Origin of the sequence: Streptomyces sp. bgisy159 (assembly GCF_965341775.1) — a bacterium.
GTDB lineage: Bacteria > Actinomycetota > Actinomycetes > Streptomycetales > Streptomycetaceae > Streptomyces.
The window spans coordinates 1-21,605 of record NZ_CBDQZH010000014.1 but is presented as its reverse complement, the minus strand read 5'-3'; the positions used below and the strand labels follow the sequence as shown (position 1 = coordinate 21,605).

General features: G+C 73.9%; 11 protein-coding genes. 3 read left to right on the top strand and 8 right to left on the bottom strand.

The window, feature by feature from the left end:
* Window positions 1–7: 7 nt before the first annotated feature.
* The 3 genes from ACSLTV_RS15940 to ACSLTV_RS15930 form a co-directional block, all read right to left on the bottom strand.
* On the bottom strand, window positions 8–3,649 hold the full coding sequence (locus ACSLTV_RS15940; RefSeq protein ID WP_435612360.1) for a UvrD-helicase domain-containing protein: 3,642 nt from the start codon (window positions 3,647–3,649) through the stop codon (window positions 8–10).
* A 273-nt stretch (window positions 3,650–3,922) separates the two neighbouring features.
* Window positions 3,923–7,690, bottom strand: coding sequence for a UvrD-helicase domain-containing protein (locus tag ACSLTV_RS15935; protein WP_435612404.1), 3,768 nt, complete (start codon window positions 7,688–7,690; stop codon window positions 3,923–3,925).
* Between the two features lie 342 nt (window positions 7,691–8,032).
* Window positions 8,033–8,419, bottom strand: a complete 387-nt coding sequence (locus tag ACSLTV_RS15930; protein WP_435612359.1) for an MGMT family protein — start codon at window positions 8,417–8,419, stop codon at window positions 8,033–8,035.
* Window positions 8,420–8,605: 186 nt separating this feature from the next.
* On the opposite strand from ACSLTV_RS15930, the gene ACSLTV_RS15925 reads away from it, so the two are divergent.
* The 3 genes from ACSLTV_RS15925 to ACSLTV_RS15915 all read left to right on the top strand — a co-directional run bounded on the left by ACSLTV_RS15925 (window position 8,606) and on the right by ACSLTV_RS15915 (window position 14,793).
* Window positions 8,606–11,485 carry a lysylphosphatidylglycerol synthase domain-containing protein gene (locus ACSLTV_RS15925; RefSeq protein WP_435612358.1) on the top strand — a complete coding sequence of 960 codons (2,880 nt, stop codon included), beginning with the start codon at window positions 8,606–8,608 and terminating at the stop codon, window positions 11,483–11,485.
* Between the two features lie 80 nt (window positions 11,486–11,565).
* Window positions 11,566–13,107, top strand: coding sequence for an alpha/beta hydrolase (locus ACSLTV_RS15920; protein ID WP_435612357.1), 1,542 nt, complete (start codon window positions 11,566–11,568; stop codon window positions 13,105–13,107).
* A gap of 135 nt (window positions 13,108–13,242) precedes the next feature.
* Window positions 13,243–14,793, top strand: coding sequence for an alpha/beta hydrolase (locus ACSLTV_RS15915; protein ID WP_432133967.1), 1,551 nt, complete (start codon window positions 13,243–13,245; stop codon window positions 14,791–14,793).
* A 93-nt stretch (window positions 14,794–14,886) separates the two neighbouring features.
* On the opposite strand, the gene moeZ is transcribed toward ACSLTV_RS15915, so the two are convergent.
* From moeZ to ACSLTV_RS15890, 5 genes are all read right to left on the bottom strand, one after another.
* Window positions 14,887–16,065 carry an adenylyltransferase/sulfurtransferase MoeZ gene (gene moeZ, locus ACSLTV_RS15910; protein WP_432133966.1) on the bottom strand — a complete coding sequence of 393 codons (1,179 nt, stop codon included), beginning with the start codon at window positions 16,063–16,065 and terminating at the stop codon, window positions 14,887–14,889.
* Window positions 16,066–16,127: 62 nt separating this feature from the next.
* Window positions 16,128–16,880, bottom strand: a complete 753-nt coding sequence (locus ACSLTV_RS15905) for a spherulation-specific family 4 protein (RefSeq protein ID WP_432133965.1) — start codon at window positions 16,878–16,880, stop codon at window positions 16,128–16,130.
* On the bottom strand, window positions 16,868–17,827 hold the full coding sequence (locus tag ACSLTV_RS15900; RefSeq protein ID WP_435612356.1) for an NAD-dependent epimerase/dehydratase family protein: 960 nt from the start codon (window positions 17,825–17,827) through the stop codon (window positions 16,868–16,870). The genes ACSLTV_RS15905 and ACSLTV_RS15900 overlap by 13 nt, the downstream gene beginning before the upstream one ends.
* Before the next feature lie 118 nt (window positions 17,828–17,945).
* A complete protein-coding gene (locus ACSLTV_RS15895) occupies window positions 17,946–19,685 on the bottom strand; it encodes a hypothetical protein (RefSeq protein WP_435612355.1) in 1,740 nt (579 codons plus the stop codon).
* Window positions 19,682–21,520 (bottom strand): DUF3492 domain-containing protein, encoded by a 1,839-nt coding sequence (locus tag ACSLTV_RS15890; RefSeq protein ID WP_435612354.1) that lies wholly within the window; start codon window positions 21,518–21,520, stop codon window positions 19,682–19,684. The genes ACSLTV_RS15895 and ACSLTV_RS15890 overlap by 4 nt, the downstream gene beginning before the upstream one ends.
* Between the last annotated feature and the right edge of the window lie 85 nt (window positions 21,521–21,605).

The following is a 21,605-nucleotide window of genomic DNA, read 5'->3' as shown; positions in this document are numbered from 1 at the left end:
CACGAGCCTATCGGCCCGCGCCGGCGTCCTCGGCGGGCGGATGAACGGGACCGCCTCGCGCGGAGCGCTCCTCGCGGGCGCGGACGACCGGCTCGTCGTGCGTCAACAGGCGCTCCAGAGCGGCTCGGTCCGGCAGGTCGGCCGGTCGTACGGCCTCTCCGGTGCGGACGTGGAGGAACGTCGCCGTGACCGATTCCACAGGGACGCCCTGCTGTTCGGCCCAGGCGAGCCGGTACAGGGCGAGCTGCAGCGGGTCGCCGCCGCGCCCCCGGCCGGTCTTCCAGTCGACGATCTCGTACGTCACCGTGTCGCCGTCGGTCTCCTGGTAGACGGCATCGATACGGCCCCGTACGACGTGCCCGGCGAGTGTGATCTGGAAGGGCGCCTCGACGCGGTACGGCGTGCGGCGGGCGTACTCGGTGCGTTCGAAGGCGTCCTTGAGGGCACGCAGGTCCCGCTCGTCGGCGATCTCGGCGTCGCGGCCGGGCAGATCGTCCGGCTCCAGGAGCGGAAGGGTCAATTCCGCGAACCGGGATTCCACCCAGGCGTGGAACCGGGTGCCTCGGCGCGCGGCCGGTTGCGGGGGGCGCGGCATGGGGCGCGCGAGGTCCCGCGCGAACCCGTCGGGGTCGTCGGCAAGCAGCATCACCTGGGAGGCGGTGAGCGTGGTCGGCAGGGGGACGTCCGTGACGGCCTGTCTGGCGCGCAGCAGTTCTCCGGCGAGCGCGTCGAGGTCGCGGTCCCAGGAGTCGACGGTACGGGCCTCCTCGGGTGTGAGGCCCCTCGACACCGGCGTGGTGCCCGGGGGCTCGGGGGCCGACGCCTGGTGGGGGACGGCGGGGCGGTTCCGCGCCCCGGAAGGCGTGGCCGGGAAGGGGGCGGTCGGTGGGAGGTCGCCGTCGTGGTGCGGGAGTGCGTCGTCGTGGAGTGCGTCGTCGTACGGGAGTGCGTCGTCGAAGGACTCCGGCTCCTCGTACGGCGGCTCCTCGTACGACGGCTCCTCGTACGGTGACGCGTCGTACGGCGGCTCCTCGTACGGGGGTTCGTCGTCCTCCGGCGGGGGTGGCCAGTCCGGGTCGTCGTAGGTGTCCGGCGGGGGCACCGCGGCCGGGTGGCCGACGTGGAGAGCCTCCTGAGCGCCGAGGGTGTCCAGGTGGGCGAGAACGGTCTCGGCCGCGGCCCGGCGGCGGGCCAGGGCGGCGGCGTCCAGGGGCAGCGGCCACACCTGGTCGGCGGCGGCCTGGTGGAGCGCCGGGTTCTCCTCACCCTCCTCGGGCGCGTCCGCCCAGACCTCGATCTCGCCGTACCCGGCCGCGCAGTGCTCGTACAGCGCCTGGAGGAACTCGGAGGGTCCGCGCGGCTTCTTCTGGCTGGGGCCCCACCAGTGGCCGGAGCCGAGGAGGAGCGAGCGGGGACGGGTGAAGGTGACGTAGCCCAGGCGGAGTTCCTCGGTGTGCTGGTGGTCCTTCATGGCCTCGTGGAAGGCCTTCATGCCCCGCGTGTCCCAGGAGGCGATGTCGGGGAGGGTGTCGGCGTCGCCGCGCAGTTCGTGCGGCAGCACCTTGGCCTGGGCGGTCCACTTCTCGCGGCCCCGCCCGCTGGGGAAGGCGTCGGTGACGAGGCCGGGGACGGCGACGACGTCCCACTCCAGTCCCTTGGACTTGTGCGCGGTGAGCACCTTGACGGTGTTCTCACCGCCGGGAAGGGCGTTGTCGAGACCCTTCTCGTACTGGGCGGACGTGCGCAGGAAGCCGAGGAAGGCGAGGAGGGTCGCCTGGCTCTCGTCGGCGGCGAACGAGGCGGCGATGTCGAGGAAGTTCGACAGGGTCTCTCGGCGGCGGGCGGCGAGGGCGTGCGGCGACGCCGAGAGTTCCACCTCCAGGCCGGTGACGGCGAGGACCCGGTGCAGGACGTCCATGAGGGGGTCGGACAGCGAGCGGCGGAGGTCGCGCAGCTCGGCCGCGAGGCGGGCGAACCGCACGCGCGCGTCGGGCGAGAAGGGCAGCCCGTCGTCGTGTCCTGCGTCGGCGTCGCCGTTGAAGGGTGTCTCCAGGAAGGTGTCGAGGGCGTCGGCGAGCGAGGTGACCTCGGCTGGGTCGGTTCCCGCGACGGCTTCGGCGAGCCTGCGGTCGGGGTCCTCGGTGTCGTCCCCGCGCGCGTGGGTGACGAGCTGCCGGGCGCGCCTCCCGAGGAGGGCGAGGTCGCGGGGGCCGATGCGCCAGCGGGGGCCGGTCAGCAGGCGGACGAGGGCGGCGTTGGCGCCGGGGTCCTGCAGCACCTCGCAGACGGCGACGAGGTCGGCCACCTCGGGCAGATGCAGCAGTCCGGACAGGCCGACGACCTCGACGGGCACGTCACGGGCGACCAGGGCGCCCTGGATCTCCGCGAAGTCGGTGGCGGTGCGGCAGAGGACGGCGATCTCACCGGGCGGAGTGCCGGTGGCGACCAGGTGGGCGACGGAGTCGGCGATCCAGTCGATCTCCTCGGCGTGGGTGCGCAGCAGGGCGCATCGGACGCTGCCGTCACGTTCGGCGCCGGCGGCGGGGCGCAGGGCCTCCACGCCCGCGTGCATGGCGCGCAGCGGTTCGGCGAGGCCGTTGGCGAGGTCGAGGAGGCGGCCTCCGCTGCGCCGGTTCTCGCTGAGCGCCTGGCGGGCGGCGGGACGGCCGTCGGTATGGGAGAAGTGCTCGGGGAAGTCGTCGAGGTTGGCGACGGAGGCGCCGCGCCAGCCGTAGATCGCCTGGCAGGGGTCGCCGACGGCGGTCACGGGGTGTCCGGTGCCGCCGCCGAAAAGGCCGGCGAGGAGGATGCGCTGGGCGACGGACGTGTCCTGGTACTCGTCCAGGAGGACCACGCGGAACTCGTCGCGCAGGACGCGGCCCACTTCCGGGATCCGCGCGAGTTCGGCGGACAGGGCGATCTGGTCGCCGAAGTCGAGCAGGTCCCGTTCCCGTTTGGCGGCGCGGTAGCGCAGGACCAGGTCGGCGAGTTCACGGCGGGCGGCGGCGGCCTCGGGCACTTTGCGCAGGTCGGCGTTGCTGAGCTTGGCGCCCTGGAGGGTGAGCAGCAGCTCGGCGTCGTACGCGCGCAGTTGTTCCGGCCGTACGAGGTGCTCGGCGAGGTCCGCGTCGAGGGCGAGGAGGTCGCTCACCAGGTCGGCGAAGGAGCGGGTGAGCGCGGGGTAGGGGCCGGAGGACTCGCGCAGCACGCGCGCGGCGAGCTGGTAGCGGGTGGCATCGGCGAGCAACCGGGAGGTGGGTTCCAGGCCGATGCGCAGCCCGTGGTCGGTGAGCAGCCGGCCGGCGAAGGCGTGATAGGTGGAGATCACCGGCTCGCCGGGCGGGTTGTCCGGGTCGATCACGTCGGGGTCGGTGACACCGGCCTTCACCAGGGCCTTGCGGACGCGCTCGGAGAGCTCTCCGGCGGCCTTGTTGGTGAAGGTCAGACCGAGGACCTGCTCGGGGGCGACCTGGCCGGTGCCCACCAGCCACACCACACGGGCGGCCATCACCGTCGTCTTGCCCGACCCGGCGCCGGCCACGATCACCTGCGGGGCGGGCGGCGCGGTGATGCAGGCCGTCTGCTCCGGGGTGAACGGGATGCCGAGGAGCTCCTTGAGCTGCTCGGGGTCGGTGATACGGGCGGGCATGTCGTCAGAGGCTAGCGGCGGGCACTGACAGCGGATGCCACATCGCCTTTCCGGTACGGAAGAAGCGCTGGTCACGGCGCATGGTGCGATATGTCACTGCCACCCACCTCGGCGTCGCCGACGCCCGGCGCGTCCGCCGTCGCCCAAGGAGTTGTTGTCCTGGCGGCGTCCGCCGTCACTCGACGACGGGTCCCCGAGGTGGGTCGTTACTCGGCGGGGCCCCCGGCGCGGTAGGTCGTCACTCGACGACGTGCCCCCGGCGGAGCGGGGTCGTCACTCGACGACGTGCCGGCCCTCCGGGCGGGCGCTGCAGGACGCCCGGAACGCGCAGTGGGTGCAGTGCTGGCCGGCCGTCGGGGTGAAGCGTTCGTCGAGCACCTTGCCGGCGGCGGTCGCGAGCAGGTCGCCGACCCACTCGCCCTCCGGCCCGTCGAGGGGCTCCTGCGCCTGCGCCTTGGGCAGCGCGTCGCCGCCGTCGCGCTTGGCGGCGCCCTGGCGCAGATGGACGAGTTCGGCGCCGCCCGGTTCGGGCCGCACACCGTCGAACGCGTCGTCGACGGCCCCCTCGCGGACGGCGAGCTGGTAGACGGCGAGCTGCGGGTGGCGGGCCACCTCGGCGGAGCTGGGAGCCTGCTTGCCGGTCTTGAAGTCGACGACGTAGGCGCGGCCCTCGCCGTCCGCCTCGACGCGGTCCATCTGGCCGCGGATGCGCACCGCGTAGTCGCCGGCGTCGAGGGTGACGTCGAAGTCGTGCTCACTGGTCACCGGGGTGCGTCCGGTGCGGTCCATGACGTGCCAGGTCAGGAAGCGCTCCAGCGCCACGCGCGCGTTGGTCTTCTCCTGCTCCGACTTCCAGGGCGCGTCGAAGGCGAGGGCGTTCCACACCGAGTCGAGGCGCTCCATGAGCACATCGAGGTCGGCCGGGGTGTGGCCGGAGGCCACCTCGTCGGCGAGGACGTGCACCACGTTGCCGAAGCCCTGGGCGGCCGTCGCGGGGGCGTCGGCCTTGACCTCGCGGCCGAGGAACCACTGCAGGGCGCAGGTGTTGGCCAGCTGGTCCAGGGCGCTGCCGGACAGGACGACGGGCTGGTCGCGGTCGCGGAGCGGAACCTTGCTCTCGGTCGGCTCCCACATGCCCCACCAGCGGTAGGGATGCGCGGACGGCACCAGGGGGCGGCCGTCCTCGTCGGTGAGCGCGGCCAGCCGGGCGAGACGGCGGGCGGCGGCCTCCCTGAGGGCCGCGGAGGCGCGCGGGTCGACGGTGGTGGCACGCAGCTCGGCGACGAGCGCGGCGACCGACAGGGGGCGGCGGGGACGGCCGGTGACGTCCTGGGGTTCGACGCCGAGTTCGGCGAGGAAGCGGGAGGGCTGGTCACCGTCGTCGGCGGGCGCCTTGACGGCGGTGACGACGAGCCGTTCACGCGCGCGCGTGGCGGCCACGTAGAACAGTCGGCGCTCCTCGGCCAGCAGGGCGCCCGGGGTGAGCGGCTCGGCGAGTCCGTCGCGGCCGATGCGGTCGGCCTCCAGCAGGGAGCCGCGGCGGCGCAGGTCGGGCCAGAGGCCCTCCTGGACGCCGACCACGACGACGAGCCGCCATTCCAGCCCCTTGGATCGGTGCGCCGTCATCAGCCGCACCGCGTCGGGGCGTGCCGCGCGCCGGGTGAGGGTGTCGGCGGCGATGTCCTCCGCCTCGACCTGCGCCAGGAAGTTCAGGGCGCCCAGGCCGCCGGTGCGCTCCTCGGCGCGCGCGGCGGTGGCGAACAGGGCGCAGACGGCGTCGAGGTCGCGGTCGGCGTTGCGGCCGGCCGCGCCGCCGCGCCGGGCGGCCCGCTCCAGCCGGGCCGGCCAGGGGGTGCCGTCCCAGAGGTCCCAGAGCGCCTCCTCCGCCGTGCCGCCGCCGGCGAGGCGCTCGCGGGCCGTGCGCAGCAGTGCGCCGAGGCGTTGCGCCCCGCGCGCGTACGCCGGGTCGTGGACGGCCAGGCGTTCCGGTTCGGCGAGGGCGCGCGCGAGCAGTTCGTCGGAGGGCGGGGGCAGTGGGTTGCCTCCGGCGCGCTCCTCCTCGCGCAGGGCCCGCCCGAGGCGGCGCAGGTCGGCGCTGTCCATGCCGGCCAGCGGCGAAGCGAGCAGGGTGAGGGCTGTTTCGGTGTCGAGCCAGCAGGCGCGCGTGCCGGTCGGCTCGCCCTGGTCGGTGTCACCCCGCTCGGTCCCGGCTGGGGCGGCCTGGTCGGCCCGGTCCTCGGCCCCCTCCGCGGCGAGCGGGGGAGCGGAGGCCGGAACGGCCTCGTCCGCGTCGTCCGTCGGGGGCACGGCCGAGCCGCTGTCCGTGGCTGCGGCGGCCTCCGCTGCCGGGGCCCCGGCGGCGTCGCCCGTCCGGTCCACGGCCGAGCCGGCGTCCGTCGCGGCGGCTTGCCCCGGGGGGGAAGCCCCCGGCGCGACTGCTTCCCCCGCCAGAGCCCCGGCCACGTCGCCCCCCGGTTCCACTGCGGGCCGGCCGGCATCGCCCGCCTGAGCGCCCGCAGCGCCGTCCTCCGCTGCCGGCCGAGCGCCCGCCGCGCCCGTCTCACCCGCTGGAGCCCCGCCCGCGCCACTGGTGCTCGCTCGAGCCTCGGACGTGTTCGCGTCGCCGCCCGTGTAGCCGCTTGGGATCCCGGGGGTACCGGCGTCGGTTGCCTCGGGTGCTTCGGTCGGCGCGGTCGCGGGCTCACCCGTGTGCGCGGGCCCGTCGTCCCGGCCCCGCGCCTCCGCCGCGGCAGTGGCCACCGCGCGCAGGGCCGTCAGCAGTGGCGCCACCGCCGGCTCGTGGCGCAGGGGCAGGTCGTCACCGTCGATGTCGAGGGGGACGCCGGCGGCCGTGAGAGCGCGGCGGACCGTCGGTATGGTGCGGGAGCCGGCGCGCACCAGGACGGCCATCTCACCCCAGGGGACGCCGTCCTCCAGGTGTGCCCGGCGCAGGATGTCGGCGACGTTGGCGAGCTCGGTGCCCGCCGTCGGGTAGGTGTACACCTCGACGCGTCCGCCGTCCTGAGCGGCGGCCAGGTCGCGGTGGGCGCGCACCTTCTCGGCGGGCAGCCGGGTCAGCGGCATGCGCTGGGTCAGCAGGCGGGTGGCGGCGAGCAGGGCGGCACCGGAGCGGCGGGAGGTCCGCAGTACCTCGACGGGGGCGGGCCGGCCGTCGGGGCGTGGGAAGGCGCGCGGGAAGTCGAGGATGCCGTTCACATCGGCACCCCGGAAGGTGTAGATCGACTGGTCGGGGTCGCCGAAGGCGACCAGGGTGCGGCCGGCGCCCGCCAGGGCGTGCAGGAGCCGCACCTGGGCCGGATCGGTGTCCTGGTACTCGTCGACGTAGACGGCGTCGTACTGCGCGGCGAGCCGGTCGGCGGTGTCCGGGTGGCGGGCGAGGAGGACCGCGCGGTGGACGAGTTCCGCGTAGTCGAGGACGCCCCGCAGGTCGAGGACGTCGAGGTACTCGGCGAGGAAAGCGGCCGCGGCCCGCCAGTCGGGGCGGCCGATCCGGCGGGCGAAGGCGTCGAGGGCGGTGGGGCCCAGGCCGAGTTCGCGGGTGCGGGCGAGGACCGCGCGGACCTCGTCGGCGAACCCGCGCGTGGTGAGGCAGGCGCGCAGTTCGTCGGGCCAGCGCACATGGGCGAGGCCGAGGCGCTGGAGGTCGATCTGTCCGGCCAGCAGTTCGCGGACGGTGACGTCCTGCTCGGGGCCGGACAGCAGCCGCAACGGCTCGACGAACAGCTCGCTGTCCTGATGGGCGCGGACCAGGGCGTAGCAGAACGAGTGGAAGGTGGTCGCCTGGGGGGCGTGGGCGGTGCCCAGGCGCAGGGCCATGCGGTCGCGCAGCTGGACCGCCGCCTTGCGGCTGAACGTGAGCACCAGGATGCGCGCGGGGTCGCCGCCGCGGGCGACGCGGGCGGCCACGGACTCCACCAGGGTGGTGGTCTTGCCGGTGCCCGGACCGGCCAGGACGAGCAGCGGGCCGCTGCCGTGCTCAACCACTGCGCGCTGGGTGGCGTCCAGTCGAGGGGGATGCATCCGGGCCGGTGGCGTGCGGACCAGCCGGTAGGCGCCACGGCTCCCCTGCCGCGCCTGGGGGTGCTGCAGGTGCCTGGTGGAGGAAGAGGAGCTCACGTGGTTCGCCGGTCCTGGTGGGTGTGCGGAACGAGGGGGAGGCCCGCGGCTGACGCTACGCCGCGGGACCGTACGGAAGCAGAGCTTCCTGTTCTTCCCGTACGACGCGCGCGCCTGATGTGCCGCATCCGGCACGCGAAACACGCGAGTCCCTCGGCCCTCGAACGTACGTCATGTCACGGGCGTGCCCGATTTCCCCCGTCCGGGCCACAGGTGCCCCGTGAACCTGCCGAATGGCGGAAGCTGTCAGGTGTGACCCTCCGCGTGTTCGCCGCCGTCCCAGCGCGCCCGTCTCATGTCGATGCGCGGCAGATGACCGTCGGCGGCACGGCTCGCCTCCTTCAGTGGCGTGCTCTCCGCGCGGTAGTGGTCGAGGGCGCGCAGCTCGTGGCCGGGCAGCAGCGCCCCGTCGGCACGCACCACGCGCCACCACGGGACGGCGCCCCCGTAGAGCGACATCACCCGGCCGACCTGCCGGGGGCCGCCCTCGCCCAGCCACTCGGCGACATCGCCGTACGTCATGACCCGCCCGGGCGGGATCAGCTCCGCGACGTCGAGGACCCGCTCGGCGTACTCGGGCAGGGCGTCCGTGTACTCCGGGCGGGCGTCGTCCGGAAGGCTCTGCTCGCTCATCCGTCCCATCCTGCCGCACCCCACCGACAATGCGACGGGCTCGCGCCATCGCGTGATCCTCGCCCGTCGGTGGCGCTTCGGGCAGACTGTCCGACCCCGTGTTTGCACCCTGATGCCCCCGGGGGTCGGTGGGGCATGCCACCATCGTGCGGGCGGTGACCGGTGATACGAGACCAAGAAGAGACGATGAAGCAGCAGGGTGTGCACCCCGGAGACGCGGAGGGCGCCTCTGATGCTGCGTCGCGCCCGGAAGCCGGCGAAGGCCCGAACCCCGGTGAGGAACCGGGCGCGGGCGAGGAACCGGGCACGGGCGGGGAACCGGAAGCCGGCGACGACCCGGACACCGGTCACGACCGGGGCACGGGTCGTGGCGAGGCCGGGTCGCCCCCGGGCGGATCGGGGCCGGCCGACGTGACCCACATCGACGAGGTGGAGGGTGACGAACCTCTCCTCCCCGCGCGCGTGCACCGCCCCTCGGACCTGATGCGCCTGCTGATCGGCGTGCTGGCGATCGTCGTCCTGCTCGCCGTCGCCGCGTTCGCGCACGGGACCACCTCGGGCCTGGAACAGGACATCAACAAGGGCACGGGGCAGGCACCCGACCTGCTGATCAAGATCGCCGGACTGGGCTCCAGCATCGCGATCCTGCTGGTGCCGGTCGCCTTCGCGATCGAACGGCTCATCAAACGCGACGGACTGCGCATCGCCGACGGCGTGCTCGCCGCGGTCCTCGCGCACGGGGTCACCCTGGCGACGGACCTCTGGGTCGCCGAGGCGGCACCGGACTCGATCCAGGAAGCACTCACCCAGCCCTCCCCCGGCGAGATCAACGGCCTGACCGACCCGGTCCACGGCTATCTCGCCCCCGTCATCGCGTACATGACGGCCGTCGGCATGTCCCGTCGGCCGCGCTGGCGTGCCGTGCTGTGGGTGGTGCTGCTCCTCGACGCGTTCTCGATGCTCGTCACCGGCTACACCACACCCTTCTCCATCATCCTCACCGTGCTGATCGGGTGGAGCGTCGCCTACGGCACCTTGTACGCTGTCGGCTCGCCGAACGTCCGGCCCACCGGGCGCACCCTGATGGCGGGCCTGCGCACGGTCGGCTTCCGCCCGGTGAGCGCGGCCCGCGACGAGACGTCGGACGCCGACAACAGCGACCGGGGCAGGCGCTATTTCGTCACCCTGGAGGACGGCCCGCCGCTGGACGTCACGGTCGTCGACCGCGAGCAGCAGGCACAGGGCTTCTTCTACCGCGCGTGGCGCAACCTGACCCTGCGCGGCTTCGCCACCCGCTCCAGCCTGCAGTCCCTGCGCCAGGCGCTGGAGCAGGAGGCGCTGCTTGCGTACGCGGCGATCGCGGCCGGCGCCAACGCTCCCAAGCTGATCGCCACCAGCGAGCTCGGCCCGGACGCGGTGATGCTCGTCTACGAGCACACCGGTGGGCGCACCTTCGACTCGCTGGCGCCCGAGGACATCAGCGACGAACTGCTGCACAACGCCTGGCGTCAGGTCCGGGCGCTGCAGTCGCGGCGCATCGCCCACCGACGGCTGGCCGGTGACGCGATTCTGGTGGATCGTTCCGGCACGGTGGTCCTCACGGATCTGCGCGGCGGCGAGATCGCGGCGGGCGATCTGCTGCTGCGCATGGACGTCGCCCAGCTCGTGACGACGCTCGCCCTGCGGGTGGGCGCGGAGCGGGCGGTGGCGTCGGCGGTCGGTGTGCTCGGCCCGGACGCCGTGGCGGACTGTCTGCCGATGCTCCAGCCGATCGCCCTGACACGCTCCACGCGCGCGACGCTGCGCCGACTGGCCCGGGAGCGGGCGCAGCGCGAGCGGGAGGCCGTGCTGGACGCATCCAGGCATGCCAGGCAGGCCCGGCTGGAGGAGGCCGGTGAGGGCGCCGCCGAGGCCGCGCCCGGAAAGCCGGCACAGGCGGAGCAGCCGGAGAGACGGGAGAAGCTGGAAAAGCTGGAGAAGGTCGGCAAGAAGGCCGTACGCGCGCAGAGCCGGGCCGAGAAGCGGGCCATGGACGAGGCGCTGGAGGAAGCCCGCGAGGAGGATCCGCTGACGCAGATCCGCCATGAGGTCCTGCGGATCCGTCCACAGGCTCCGGTCGAGCCCGCCCGGCTGGAGCGGGTGAGGCCGCGCACACTGATCAGTTTCATCGCCGGTGCCATCGGCGCGTACTTCCTGCTGACCCAGCTCACCCACATCGAGTTCGGGCCGCTCGTGGCCAACGCCGAGTGGGGCTGGGTCGCGGCGGCCGTGCTGTTCTCGGCGTTGAGCTATTTCGCCGCCGCGATGAGTCTGCTGGGGTTCGTACCGGAGCGGGTGCCGTTCCCGCGGACGGTGGCGGCTCAGGTCGCCGGGTCGTTCGTGAAGATCGTGGCACCGGCCGCGGTGGGCGGGGTCGCGCTGAACACCCGGTTCCTGCAGCGCGCCGGGGTCCGGCCGGGGCTCGCGGTGGCGAGTGTGGGCGCCTCGCAGTTGTTCGGGCTCGGCGCGCACATCCTGATGCTGTTGTCCTTCGGCTACCTGACGGGCACCGAGAAGACGCCCTCACTGTCACCGTCCCGGACCGTCATCGCCGGCCTGCTGACGGTGGCCGTGCTGGTGCTGGTGGTGACGTCGGTCCCGTTCCTGCGGAAGTTCGTCGTCACGCGCGTGAGGTCACTGTTCGCCGGTGTCGTCCCGCGCATGCTGGACGTGCTGCAGCGGCCGCAGAAGCTGATCACCGGCATCGGCGGCATGCTGCTGCTGACCGCCTGCTTCGTGATGTGCCTGGACGCCTCGATCCGCGCCTTCGGCACCGACGACACCTCCATCAGCCTCGCCAGCGTCGCCGTCGTCTTCCTGGCCGGCAATGCGCTCGGCTCGGCCGCTCCGACGCCGGGCGGCGTGGGAGCGGTGGAGGCCACCTTGACGGTCGGTCTGATCGCCGTGGGCCTCCCCAAGGAGGTCGCGGCCCCCGCCGTCCTGCTGTTCCGGCTGCTGACTCTGTGGCTGCCCGTCCTGCCCGGCTGGCTGGCCTTCAACCACCTCACACGCAAGGGCGCCCTCTAGGAGGGCCGCCGCCAGGGGCGCGGTCCCTCGGACGGCTCGTGCCACGCGCGCGTGGCGGTGCACGGCTCCAGCATGGGAGCATGCCCAACCGCTTCCGCCGGCGCGCCGCCGCGCTGGCCGCCACCGCCGCCGCGCTGTCCTGCCTGGTGGCGGGGTGCGGCGGCGACTCCGCCGACGACGACCTCACGCGGCAGAAGCTGAGCTGGAAGGACTGCCCGAGCCCGTCCCAGGCGGAGGGCGGCGGCAACGCGCCCTCCCCGCTGCCCGACGGCAGCCGGTGGCAGTGCGCCACCATGAAGGCGCCCCGGGACTGGGCCGAGCCCGAGGGCGACACGATCGGCATCGCCCTGGTGCGGGCCCGGGCCACCGGGGACGGCCCGCGCATCGGCTCGCTGGTGTTCAACTTCGGCGGGCCGGGCGGCTCGGGGGTCGCGACGCTGCCCGCCTTCGGCGACGACTACGCCAAGCTGCGCACCCGCTACGACCTGGTGAGCTTCGACCCACGCGGGGTCGGCGACAGCGCCGGTGTGAAGTGCGAGAGCGACCAGCAGCTCGACGCCTTCTTCCAGCAGGACATGACGCCGGACGACGCCGCCGAGCGCTCCGAACTACTGGACAACACCGAGGAGTTCAATGCCGCCTGCGAAGAGCGCTCCGAGAGGATGCTGCCGCACGTGCGCACCACCGACGCGGCCCGCGACATGGACCTGATGCGCCAGGTCCTCGGCGACGACCGCCTGCACTACTTCGGCATCTCCTACGGAACCGAACTGGGCGGCGTGTACGCCCACCTGTTCCCGAAGCGAGTCGGGCGGGCCGTCTTCGACGCGGTCGTCGACCCGACGCAGACGCCCGAACAGGGTGCTCTGGGGCAGGCCCGCGGCTTCCAGCTCGCGCTCGGCAACTACGCCGCGGACTGTGTCTCGAAGGCCGACGGATGCCCGGTCGGCGACACGCCCGAGGACATCGAGAACCGTATCGCCGGACTGCTGCGGGATCTCGACGCGAAGCCACTGCCGGGCATCTTCCCTCGCGAGCTGACCCAGAGCGCCGCGACCAACGGCATCGCGCAGGCCCTGTACTCCAAGGAGTTCTGGGAGTACCTGACCGAGGGCCTCACCCAGGCCTACGACGGGGACGGCAGGGTCCTGATGCTGCTGTCTGACTCCATGAACGGCCGCAGCCAGAACGGCGAGTACAGCAACATCGTCGCCGCCAACGTGTCCATCAACTGCGCCGACGACCGGCCGCGCTACTCGGCCGATCACGTGCAGAGCCGGCTGCCCGCCTTCCGCGCCGCCTCCCCCCTGTTCGGGGAGTTCCTGGCCTGGTCCCTGGTCACGTGTACCGACTGGCCGGTGGCGGGCGCCGCCGACCACCCGGACGTCCGGGCCGCGGGATCGGCGCCCATCCTCGTCGTGGGCAACACCGGCGACCCGGCCACCCCGTACGGAGGGGCGCGAAAGATGGCAGCGGCGCTGGGTGAGGGCGTCGGGGTCGAGCTGACCTACCGGGGGCAGGGGCACGGCGCGTACGACAGCAAGAACAAGTGTGTGCAGGACGCGGTCGACGGCTACCTCCTGGACGGCAAGGTACCGGCACCGGGGACGGTATGCTCCTGACAACCACCCAGCAACACGACGAAACAGCAGGTCAGCAAGTTATCCACAGGCTCCGACGGTGATTGCGTGATCCGCATACCATGGCCTGACCGCCGTTCGCCGCACGGTGCGGACGGCCCGCTAGGGGGTACACGCATGGCGCGTTTCGTACGGTGGACGGCGATCGCCGCCGCCGCGCTGCTGGTGACGGGCTGCGGGGGCGGCTCGTCGGGCACCGGGGACGACGGCAGGGGAGCTGACGGCAGGGCATCGCGTTCCGCGTCACCGTCGACGGGGGCCTCGGTGGACGCCGCCGTGCCACCGGCCTCACTGACCGGGCAGAAGCTCGACTGGGGCCGCTGCGAGGGCCCGGACGCGCCGGACGACGACTGGCAGTGCGCCACGATGAAGACGCCGCTGGACTGGTCCCGCCCCGGGGGCCGGACGATCGATCTGGCCCTGGTGCGCTCCACAGCGCGCGGCGGGGACCGCATCGGCTCCCTGCTGTTCAACTTCGGCGGGCCGGGCGGCTCGGGGGTGTCGACTCTCCCGGCATACGCCTCGACGGTCTCGTCGCTGCACCAGCGCTACGACCTGGTGAGCTGGGACCCCCGCGGGGTGGGCGACAGCGAGGGCGTGCGGTGCCGCGGCGACAAGGAGATACAGGCCGCCGAATCGGTCGACGTGACCCCGGACACCCCGGCCGAGGAGACGGCGTACCTGGCGGACGCCACCGAATTCGGCAAGGGCTGCCAGAAGGCGGCCGGGGAACTGATGGCGCACGTGTCGACCACCGACACCGCACGCGACATGGATCTGATGCGCCAGGTCCTCGGTGACTCCCGGATGCACTACTTCGGCATCTCCTACGGCACCGAACTGGGCGGCGTGTACGCCCACCTCTTCCCGAAGAACGTGGGGCGGCTGATCCTGGACGCGGTCGTCGACCCCACGGCCGACTCGGTGGGCCACGCGCTCAACCAGGCCCGGGGCTTCCAGCGCGCGCTGGACAACTACCTCCGGTCCACGGGGCAGGACCCCCGGGCGGGTACCCGGAAGATCGCCGACCTGCTCGACCGGATCGACTCCGAGCCGCTGCCGACCTCCTCCGGGCGGAAGCTGACCCAGACTCTGGCGATCACCGGCATCGTGCTGCCGCTGTACAGCGAGAGCGGCTGGCCCACCTTGACCAGCGCGCTGGAGGCGGCCGAGGAAGGCGACGGCTCCGAGTTGCTCTCCCTGGCAGACGGCTACAACGACCGTGACGCCTCGGGCCACTACGGCACCACCACCCACTCGCAGCGCGTCATATCGTGCCTGGACCAGCGGCAGCGGCCGACGGTCGAGCAGACGAAGAAGCGGCTCGGGGAGTTCGAGCGCATATCCCCCGTGTTCGGCTCCTTCCTCGGCTGGGACACCGCCGGCTGGTGCCACGACTGGCCCGTGGCCGGGCAGTTCGACACCCCGGAGGTCAGCGCGGCGGGTTCCGCCCCGATCCTGCTGGTCGGCAACACCGGGGACCCGGCGACCCCGTACGAGGGCGCCCGGCGGATGGCCGACGAACTCGGCGAGGACGTCGGCGTGCTGCTCACCTGGAAGGGCGAGGGCCACGGGGCGTACGGCAGCGGCAGCGACTGCGTCGACTCGACGGTGGACGCCTACCTGCTGAAGGGGACCGTGCCCGAGGACGGCAAGGTCTGTTCCTGACGGCCGGAGGATGCACGACGGCAGAAGCCCACGGCGTCCGAGTGGATCGGAGCCGTGGGCTTCGTCATACGCGCCGGTCGACCGGTGCGGCGGTCAGTAGACCGGCTTGTCGGGCTCGATCTGGTTGACCCAGCCGATGACGCCGCCACCCACGTGGACGGCGTCGGCGAAGCCGGCGGACTTCAGGACGGCGAGGACTTCCGCACTGCGGACACCCGTCTTGCAGTGCAAGACGATCTTCTTGTCCTGCGGCATGCTCTCCAGGGCCGTGCCGAGGAGGAACTCGTTCTTCGGGATCAGCTTGGCGCCCGGGATGGAGACGATCTCGTACTCGTTGGGCTCGCGGACGTCGATGATCTCGATGCTCTCGCCGTCGTCGATCCACTCCTTGAGCTGCTTGGGAGTGATCGTGGAGTCGGCGGCCGCCGCCTGGGCCTCCTCGGAGACGACGCCGCAGAAGGCCTCGTAGTCGATGAGCTCGGTGACGGTCGGGTTCTCGCCGCAGACCGCGCAGCCCGGGTCCTTGCGGACCTTGACCTGGCGGTACTGCATCTCCAGGGCGTCGTAGATCATCAGACGACCGACCAGGGGCTCGCCGATGCCGGCCAGCAGCTTGATCGCCTCGTTGACCTGGATGGAGCCGATGGACGCGCACAGCACGCCCAGGACGCCGCCCTCGGCGCAGGAGGGGACCATGCCGGGCGGCGGGGGCTCCGGGTAGAGGCAGCGGTAGCAGGGGCCGTGCTCCGACCAGAAGACGGAGGCCTGACCGTCGAAGCGGTAGATCGAACCCCACACATACGGCTTGTTGAGCAGCACGCAGGCGTCGTTGACCAGGTAGCGGGTCGCGAAGTTGTCCGTGCCGTCGACGATCAGGTCGTACTGGCTGAAGATGTCCATCACGTTGTCGGCCTCGAGCCGCTCCTCGTGAAGGACCACGTTCACGTACGGGTTGATGCCGAGCACGCTGTCGCGCGCGGACTCGGCTTTGGAACGGCCGATGTCGGACTGGCTGTGGATGATCTGGCGCTGCAGGTTCGACTCGTCGACCTCGTCGAACTCCACGATGCCGAGGGTGCCCACGCCCGCGGCGGCCAGGTACATCAGCGCCGGCGAGCCGAGACCGCCGGCGCCCACGCACAGCACCTTCGCGTTCTTCAGCCGCTTCTGCCCGTCCATCCCCACATCGGGGATGATCAGGTGGCGGGAGTACCTGCGGACCTCGTCTACGGTGAGCTCGGCAGCTGGCTCTACCAGCGGTGGCAGCGACACGGGGACTCCGTTGGTCGGTCAATCAGTACGGTTGTTCTTCCGTAACAGTGCCATGGCCTTTTTCATTCCGAGACACCTGTTCCGATACGCGAGACGATTTCGTCCCAGTAGCCGGGCATGGTCTCCCAGGGATCGACCCGGCCGCCGCCGTCGCCGCGGTCGGTGAACCAGATGGTCGCCGCGCCCTGCCAGCGGGCGATGCGCAGCGCCTCCTCCAGATGCGCGCGGGGCACGCCGTGCGCGAAGTGGCAGAACCGCTCGGGCGGATGGTCCGCCGTCCACTCCGCCACCTGGGACCAGCGGTAGTCGGCCCAGGAGCCCCGGAAGGTGACCAACTGGTCGCCGATCTCGGCGTACCCGGGATGAGGGTGGATGCCGTGACCGAGGACGATGTGGCACTCGTCACGGTCGCCGCGCAGCGCGGCGACCGTACGGCGGACCTCCGGGAGCGCCTCCCTGGTGTCGGGGCAGCGGTCCAGCAGGAATCCGTCGACCTGGTACCAGTCGGCGTACCGCCGCGCGTCGGACAGCAGGTCGACGCGGGCGCGCTGGGCGACGTGGGCCGCGTCGAGGTGGCCGAGGACGCGGACCCCGGCGCGGCGCAGGCGGCCCGCCGCCTCCAGACAGTGCGGGTCGGGCCGGATGCCGGGGCCGTCGGCGACGTTCAGGACGACCCAGTGCAGCGGGGCGCCGGGGAGGGCGAGTTCGCCCCACTCGGCGGGGGCGAGCAACGGATGGGCGAGGCCCGGGATGCCGAGGCCGGCGTGGTCCCCGGTGGTCGAGGTGCCCGTCGCGGTACTGGTCAGATACGGCATGCCGCCTCCATCCAGATGTCGGCGAGGGACTCCTCCAGGTTGATGCGCGGGCGCCAGCCCAGCCGGTCGCGGGCGGTGCGCACATCGGCCTGCTGCCAACTGCCGCAGCCGTCCGGGTAGGGGTAGGCGACCGGGGCCGGGTGGTCGGGGTCGTGCCGGGGATGGCCGATGGGGGCCCGCAGTCCGCCGGGCGGGCCGTCGAGTTCGTGCAGGGCACCCCCGTACCCGGCGACGCGGGCGAGGACCGCGGCCGCGTCCCGCAGCCGTACGGCACGCCCGGAGCCGATGTTGATGACGCCCTGGGCGGCGGAGAGCGAGGCGGCGTGCACGGCGCGGGCGACGTCGCGCACGTCGACGAAGTCGCGCTGCGCGCCGAGGCCGCCGAGTTTGAGCTCGCCGTCGCCGGACTGCATGGCGCGGCGCATCGCCTCGGCGAGCCGGCCGAGCGGGGAGCCGGCCGGGGTGCCGGGTCCGGCCGGCGAGAAGACCCGCAGCACCACGGCGTCCAGGCCGGAACCCAGGACCAGTTCGGTCGCGGCGAGCTTGCTGACGCCGTACGGACCGCCCGGGCGCGGCACGGCGTCCTCGGCGGTGGAGGAGCCCGGCTGGCTCGGGCCGTACTCGGCGCCGCAGCCGATCTGCACCAGCCTGGCCCCGCAGCCGCTGCGGCGCAGCGCCTCGCAGACGGTGGCGACGGCGACGGTGTTGTGCCGGGTGAGGTCGCGGGCGCCGCCGCGGGTGGCTCCGGCGCAGTTGACGACGACCTGCGGGTGGACGGCGTCGAGGAAGCGGGTGAGCGCGCCGGGGCTGCCGGTGGCGAGGTCGAAGCGGACGTCGGCGTCGTCGCCGCGGCCGAGTGCGGTGAGCTGGACGGCCGGGTCGGCGAGCAGACGGTCGGCGACGAACCGGCCGAGGTAGCCGTTGGCGCCGATCAGCAGGACCCTCATCGTGCCGCTCCCGGGGTGTGCGCTCCGGTGGCTCCGGCTCGGGAGGTGGTCATCTGGTTCTCTCCTTCAGAGGTGTCGCGGTTTCCTGAGCAAGGGGCGGTGCGGGCGGTGTGCGCCGTCACGGTCGGTCCGGGTGCGCGTGGGCCGAGGCCTTGGTCAGGGTGCGGGTGGCGTGGATCAACGAGGTCACGGCGGCGACCGCGCAGGCGAGCGCCGGTACGCCGCCCGGACCCCAGCCGGCCACGACGGCGTCGACCGGGGCGGCCAGCGGGGCGCAGCCGGGCAGCCGGCCGGCGAAGACGGCGGCCGTCGCCACCGCCTCGGCGCCGGCAGCCGCCGCCAGGACGGCCTTCGGGGCGTGGCTGAAGCCGTGCACGGTGAGCAGGCGGGCGAGCAGCAGGAGGGTGCCAAGCGCGAGCGTGTGCGCGAGGGCCGGGGGCTCCCGAAGGACCGCCCCGCACAGCACGGCCGGCACCGCCAGCGTGGCCACGAACCCGGCGACGACCACCAGGAGCAGCGGCCGTGCGGAGGCGGCGAAGTCCTCCAGGCCGCGGCTGGCGGCCAGCCTGCGCCGGGCACGCGCGGCGAAGAGGTGCGCGCCCCAGGCGGCGGGCGCGCAGGCCAGCGTGAGGGCGAGCAAGGGGGCGGTCGCGACCGGCCACGCGCCGTCCGGGCTTCCGGTGGGCAGGCCGTCCGGACCGGCGTCGACGGCCGCGCCCAGCAGACCGTCGCCGAATACGGCGTACGCCAGCAACCAGCAGGCCCAGGGGGCCGTGCCGCTCCTGGCGGCGCGGCGGGCACGGTCGTGCGGTGCCAGCGGGCCGTGGCGCAGGAGCGCGCGCACGGCGAGGAAGACAGCGATCGCGCCGACGGCGGCCACGGACAGGCGCACCCGGCCGTCGGTGAGGCGCAGGGCAGTGACGGCCGCGGCGCAGAGGGCGCCGGGCAGCAGAGGCAGCAGGAGCAGGACGGTCCCGGGGTACGGGGGCACGTCAGGGGCGGGGCGCACCGCGCCAGGGCGCGCACGCCGGTCGGCGCGGCGGGGCCCGGGGACCGTCTGACGGGCCGGGGCCTCACCGTCCCGCGGCACGCGCGCGTACATCTCCTCGGCGAGGGAGAAGACGTCCCGGTGCCGGAAGCGGGCGGCCGTGCGGTCGGTGACGCCGTGCGCCTCCAGTCCCGCCGCGATCTCCAAGGGGTCGACGGCCCGCTCGCACAGGTTGCGGTGGCGGTGCATCAGGGCCTTGACGGGGTCGACGGCGCTCCGGCGGGGGGCGGGCGCAGGGCCTTGGTCCTCGGCCCGGTTCGCGGCGGTTCCGTACCCCCGCCGGCGGGTCGCGGCCTGCGTTCCCGGGTCCCGGGACCGGCTGCCCGGGTCTTCCGTGCTGCCCGCTCCCTCCCGCCTGCCCCAGGCTTCGAGCCGGCCCGAACCGTCCGTCCTGCCCGCGTTCTCCCGCCTGCCCAGGCCTTCGAGCCGGCCCGGGCCTCCCGAGCTGCCCGGGTCGCCCGAGCTGCCCGGGTCGCCCGAGCTGCCCGGGTCGCCCGCCCCGGCCGGATCAGCTGGGCTGTCCTGCTCACCCGGCCCGTCCGGCCCCTCCTGGGACCCACGAGCCGCCGACCGGTTTGCCGTCCACTGCCGGGACCGCTCGTCCCACGCGCCGGGGCTGAAGGGAGTGCCGGGCCGCTCGTCCCACGCGCCGGGGCTGAGGGGGGTGCCGGGCCGGTCGTCCCCCTGTCCCACCGGGCGGTCAGGCAGATCGGCGCCGGCCCGGGCAGCGGGCTCGGCTGCCCCGCCGGTCCCGTCCTCACCGGTCTTTCCGCTCAGGTCACGCCGGTCCAGTCCGCCCAGGCCGCTCACAGCGCCCCCTCCCCCGCCGACAGGGCCGGCACCGTGCCGCGTACGGGTGGGCCCGCCGTCCAGCCGGGGGCACGGCGGGCGGTGACACGGGTGGCCAGGCCGGTCCAGCGGCCGGGGACGTGGGCCTCGGCCGGTACGGCGAACGGCAGCGGTGCCCCGGCCGCGTCGAGGACCACCCGGCGGACCGGGCACCGCGCGACGATGTCCAGGTAGATGCCGTGGAACGCGTCGATGTTCTGCTCGACGGTGAACAGCTCGAGCGCGCGGGCGCGCGCCGCAGCACCCAGGCGCACCCGGCGCTCCGGGTCGCGCAACAACGCCACGCACGCCTCCGCGAGCGCCCGCGGGTTGCGTGGCGGCACGACGAGACCGGTGCCGCCGATGACCTCGACGACGGCGCCGACGTCGGTCGACACCGTCGCCCGCCCGCAGAGCATGGCCTCGACGAGCCCCAGCGGGAACCCCTCGACGACACTGGACAGCACGGCCACCTCGCCCGCCCCGTACGCCGCGGCGAGGGTCGGTGCCTCGGGACCGCCGATCTCCTCGAAGGACACCGGGTTGTCGCCGACGGCGTGCGGTCCCTCGGCCTCGTCGGGGAAGAGCTGGGCGGCGAGCGTACGGCAGTGCGCCAGGTACGCCGCGCCCTCCGTTCCGGTCGGCTCTCCGACGATCCGCAGCCGCGCCCGCGGCTGCGCCCTGCGCACCTCGGCGAAGGCGTGCAGCAGGGACACCAGGTCCTTGGCCGGTTCGACGGGCCCGACCCGTACGAGAGTGCCGGGGTCACCGCCGTCCGGGGACTCGCCCACCTCGGCGAAGCGGGTGGCGTCCATGCCCGGGTAGACGGTGCGCAGCTTCGCACGGTCGGCCCCGCACCGTTCCTGCCAGCGGCGGGTGTGCGCGTTGCCGGGCGTGATGCAGGCGGCCTGCCGGTAGACCTCGGTGGCGAGCCGCCCGTGGAAGGCGGCCAGCAGAGCGCGGACGGCGGGGGCGGCGCCCTCCGGGTCGGCACCGTGCGCCAGGTAGTGCGTCCGCAGTCGCACGCCGTACTCCGTCACCAGCAGCGGTACGCCGAAGAAGTGCCGGGCGAGCAGTCCGGGCAGGGCGGCCGGCCCGCCGGACGCCGCGTGGCACAGGTCGACCGCGCCGAGGCCGTCGTCCTCGTACCAGTCGAGTGAGAGGGGGCGCAGGGCGCGCTCCAGGCGCGTGGTGACGGCGAGCAGGTCGGGGACGCGCGCCTCGCGCGCCGTGCGCGGCGCGCCGGGCGCCCGGCAGGCGCGCTCAAGGGCGCGCACGGCTCTCTCCGATCGGAGCGCTCCCGGCAGCCCGCCGGCCTCGCGCGCCAGGTCGGCAAGCCCGTACAGAGCGTTGGCGAAACGGTCCGCCTGGGAGTCGGAACCATCCTGCTCACCCTCGACACGGACGCCCTCGGCCCACGCGCCTTCGCCTCTCACTCCCACGGCCCGCGCGCCTTCGCCTCTCACTCCCACGGCCCGCGCGGCCTCGGCACGCGCGGGCCCGGCAGCCGCGCCTCCGGCATGGCTGCCCTCGCACAGCACGGCCACCAGCGCGCCGTAGCACTCGTCGAAGCGCCGGCGCGCGCGCCGCCCGTACACCACCCCGTCGTCGCCGGACGTCCACAGCGGTGCCGTCCGCACGCGACCGACCTGCGGCGGGAGAGCGACCTGACCGGCCTGCTCCTGCCGTTCGCTGCGGCTGAGCGCGTAGAGGTCGAACTCGTGGTGCCCGAGCCCGCGCACGAGCCGGTCGCACCAGTGTCCGGCGTCACCGCTCACATAGGGATAGCCGCCCTCCGTCAGCAGTCCGATGCGCACGAGTGCACCCCCGTTCTCCCTTCTGGGGAGCCGCCGTTGACCCGGCGGCTCGCAGCGGGACGAACGTATGCGGACGACACGGTGG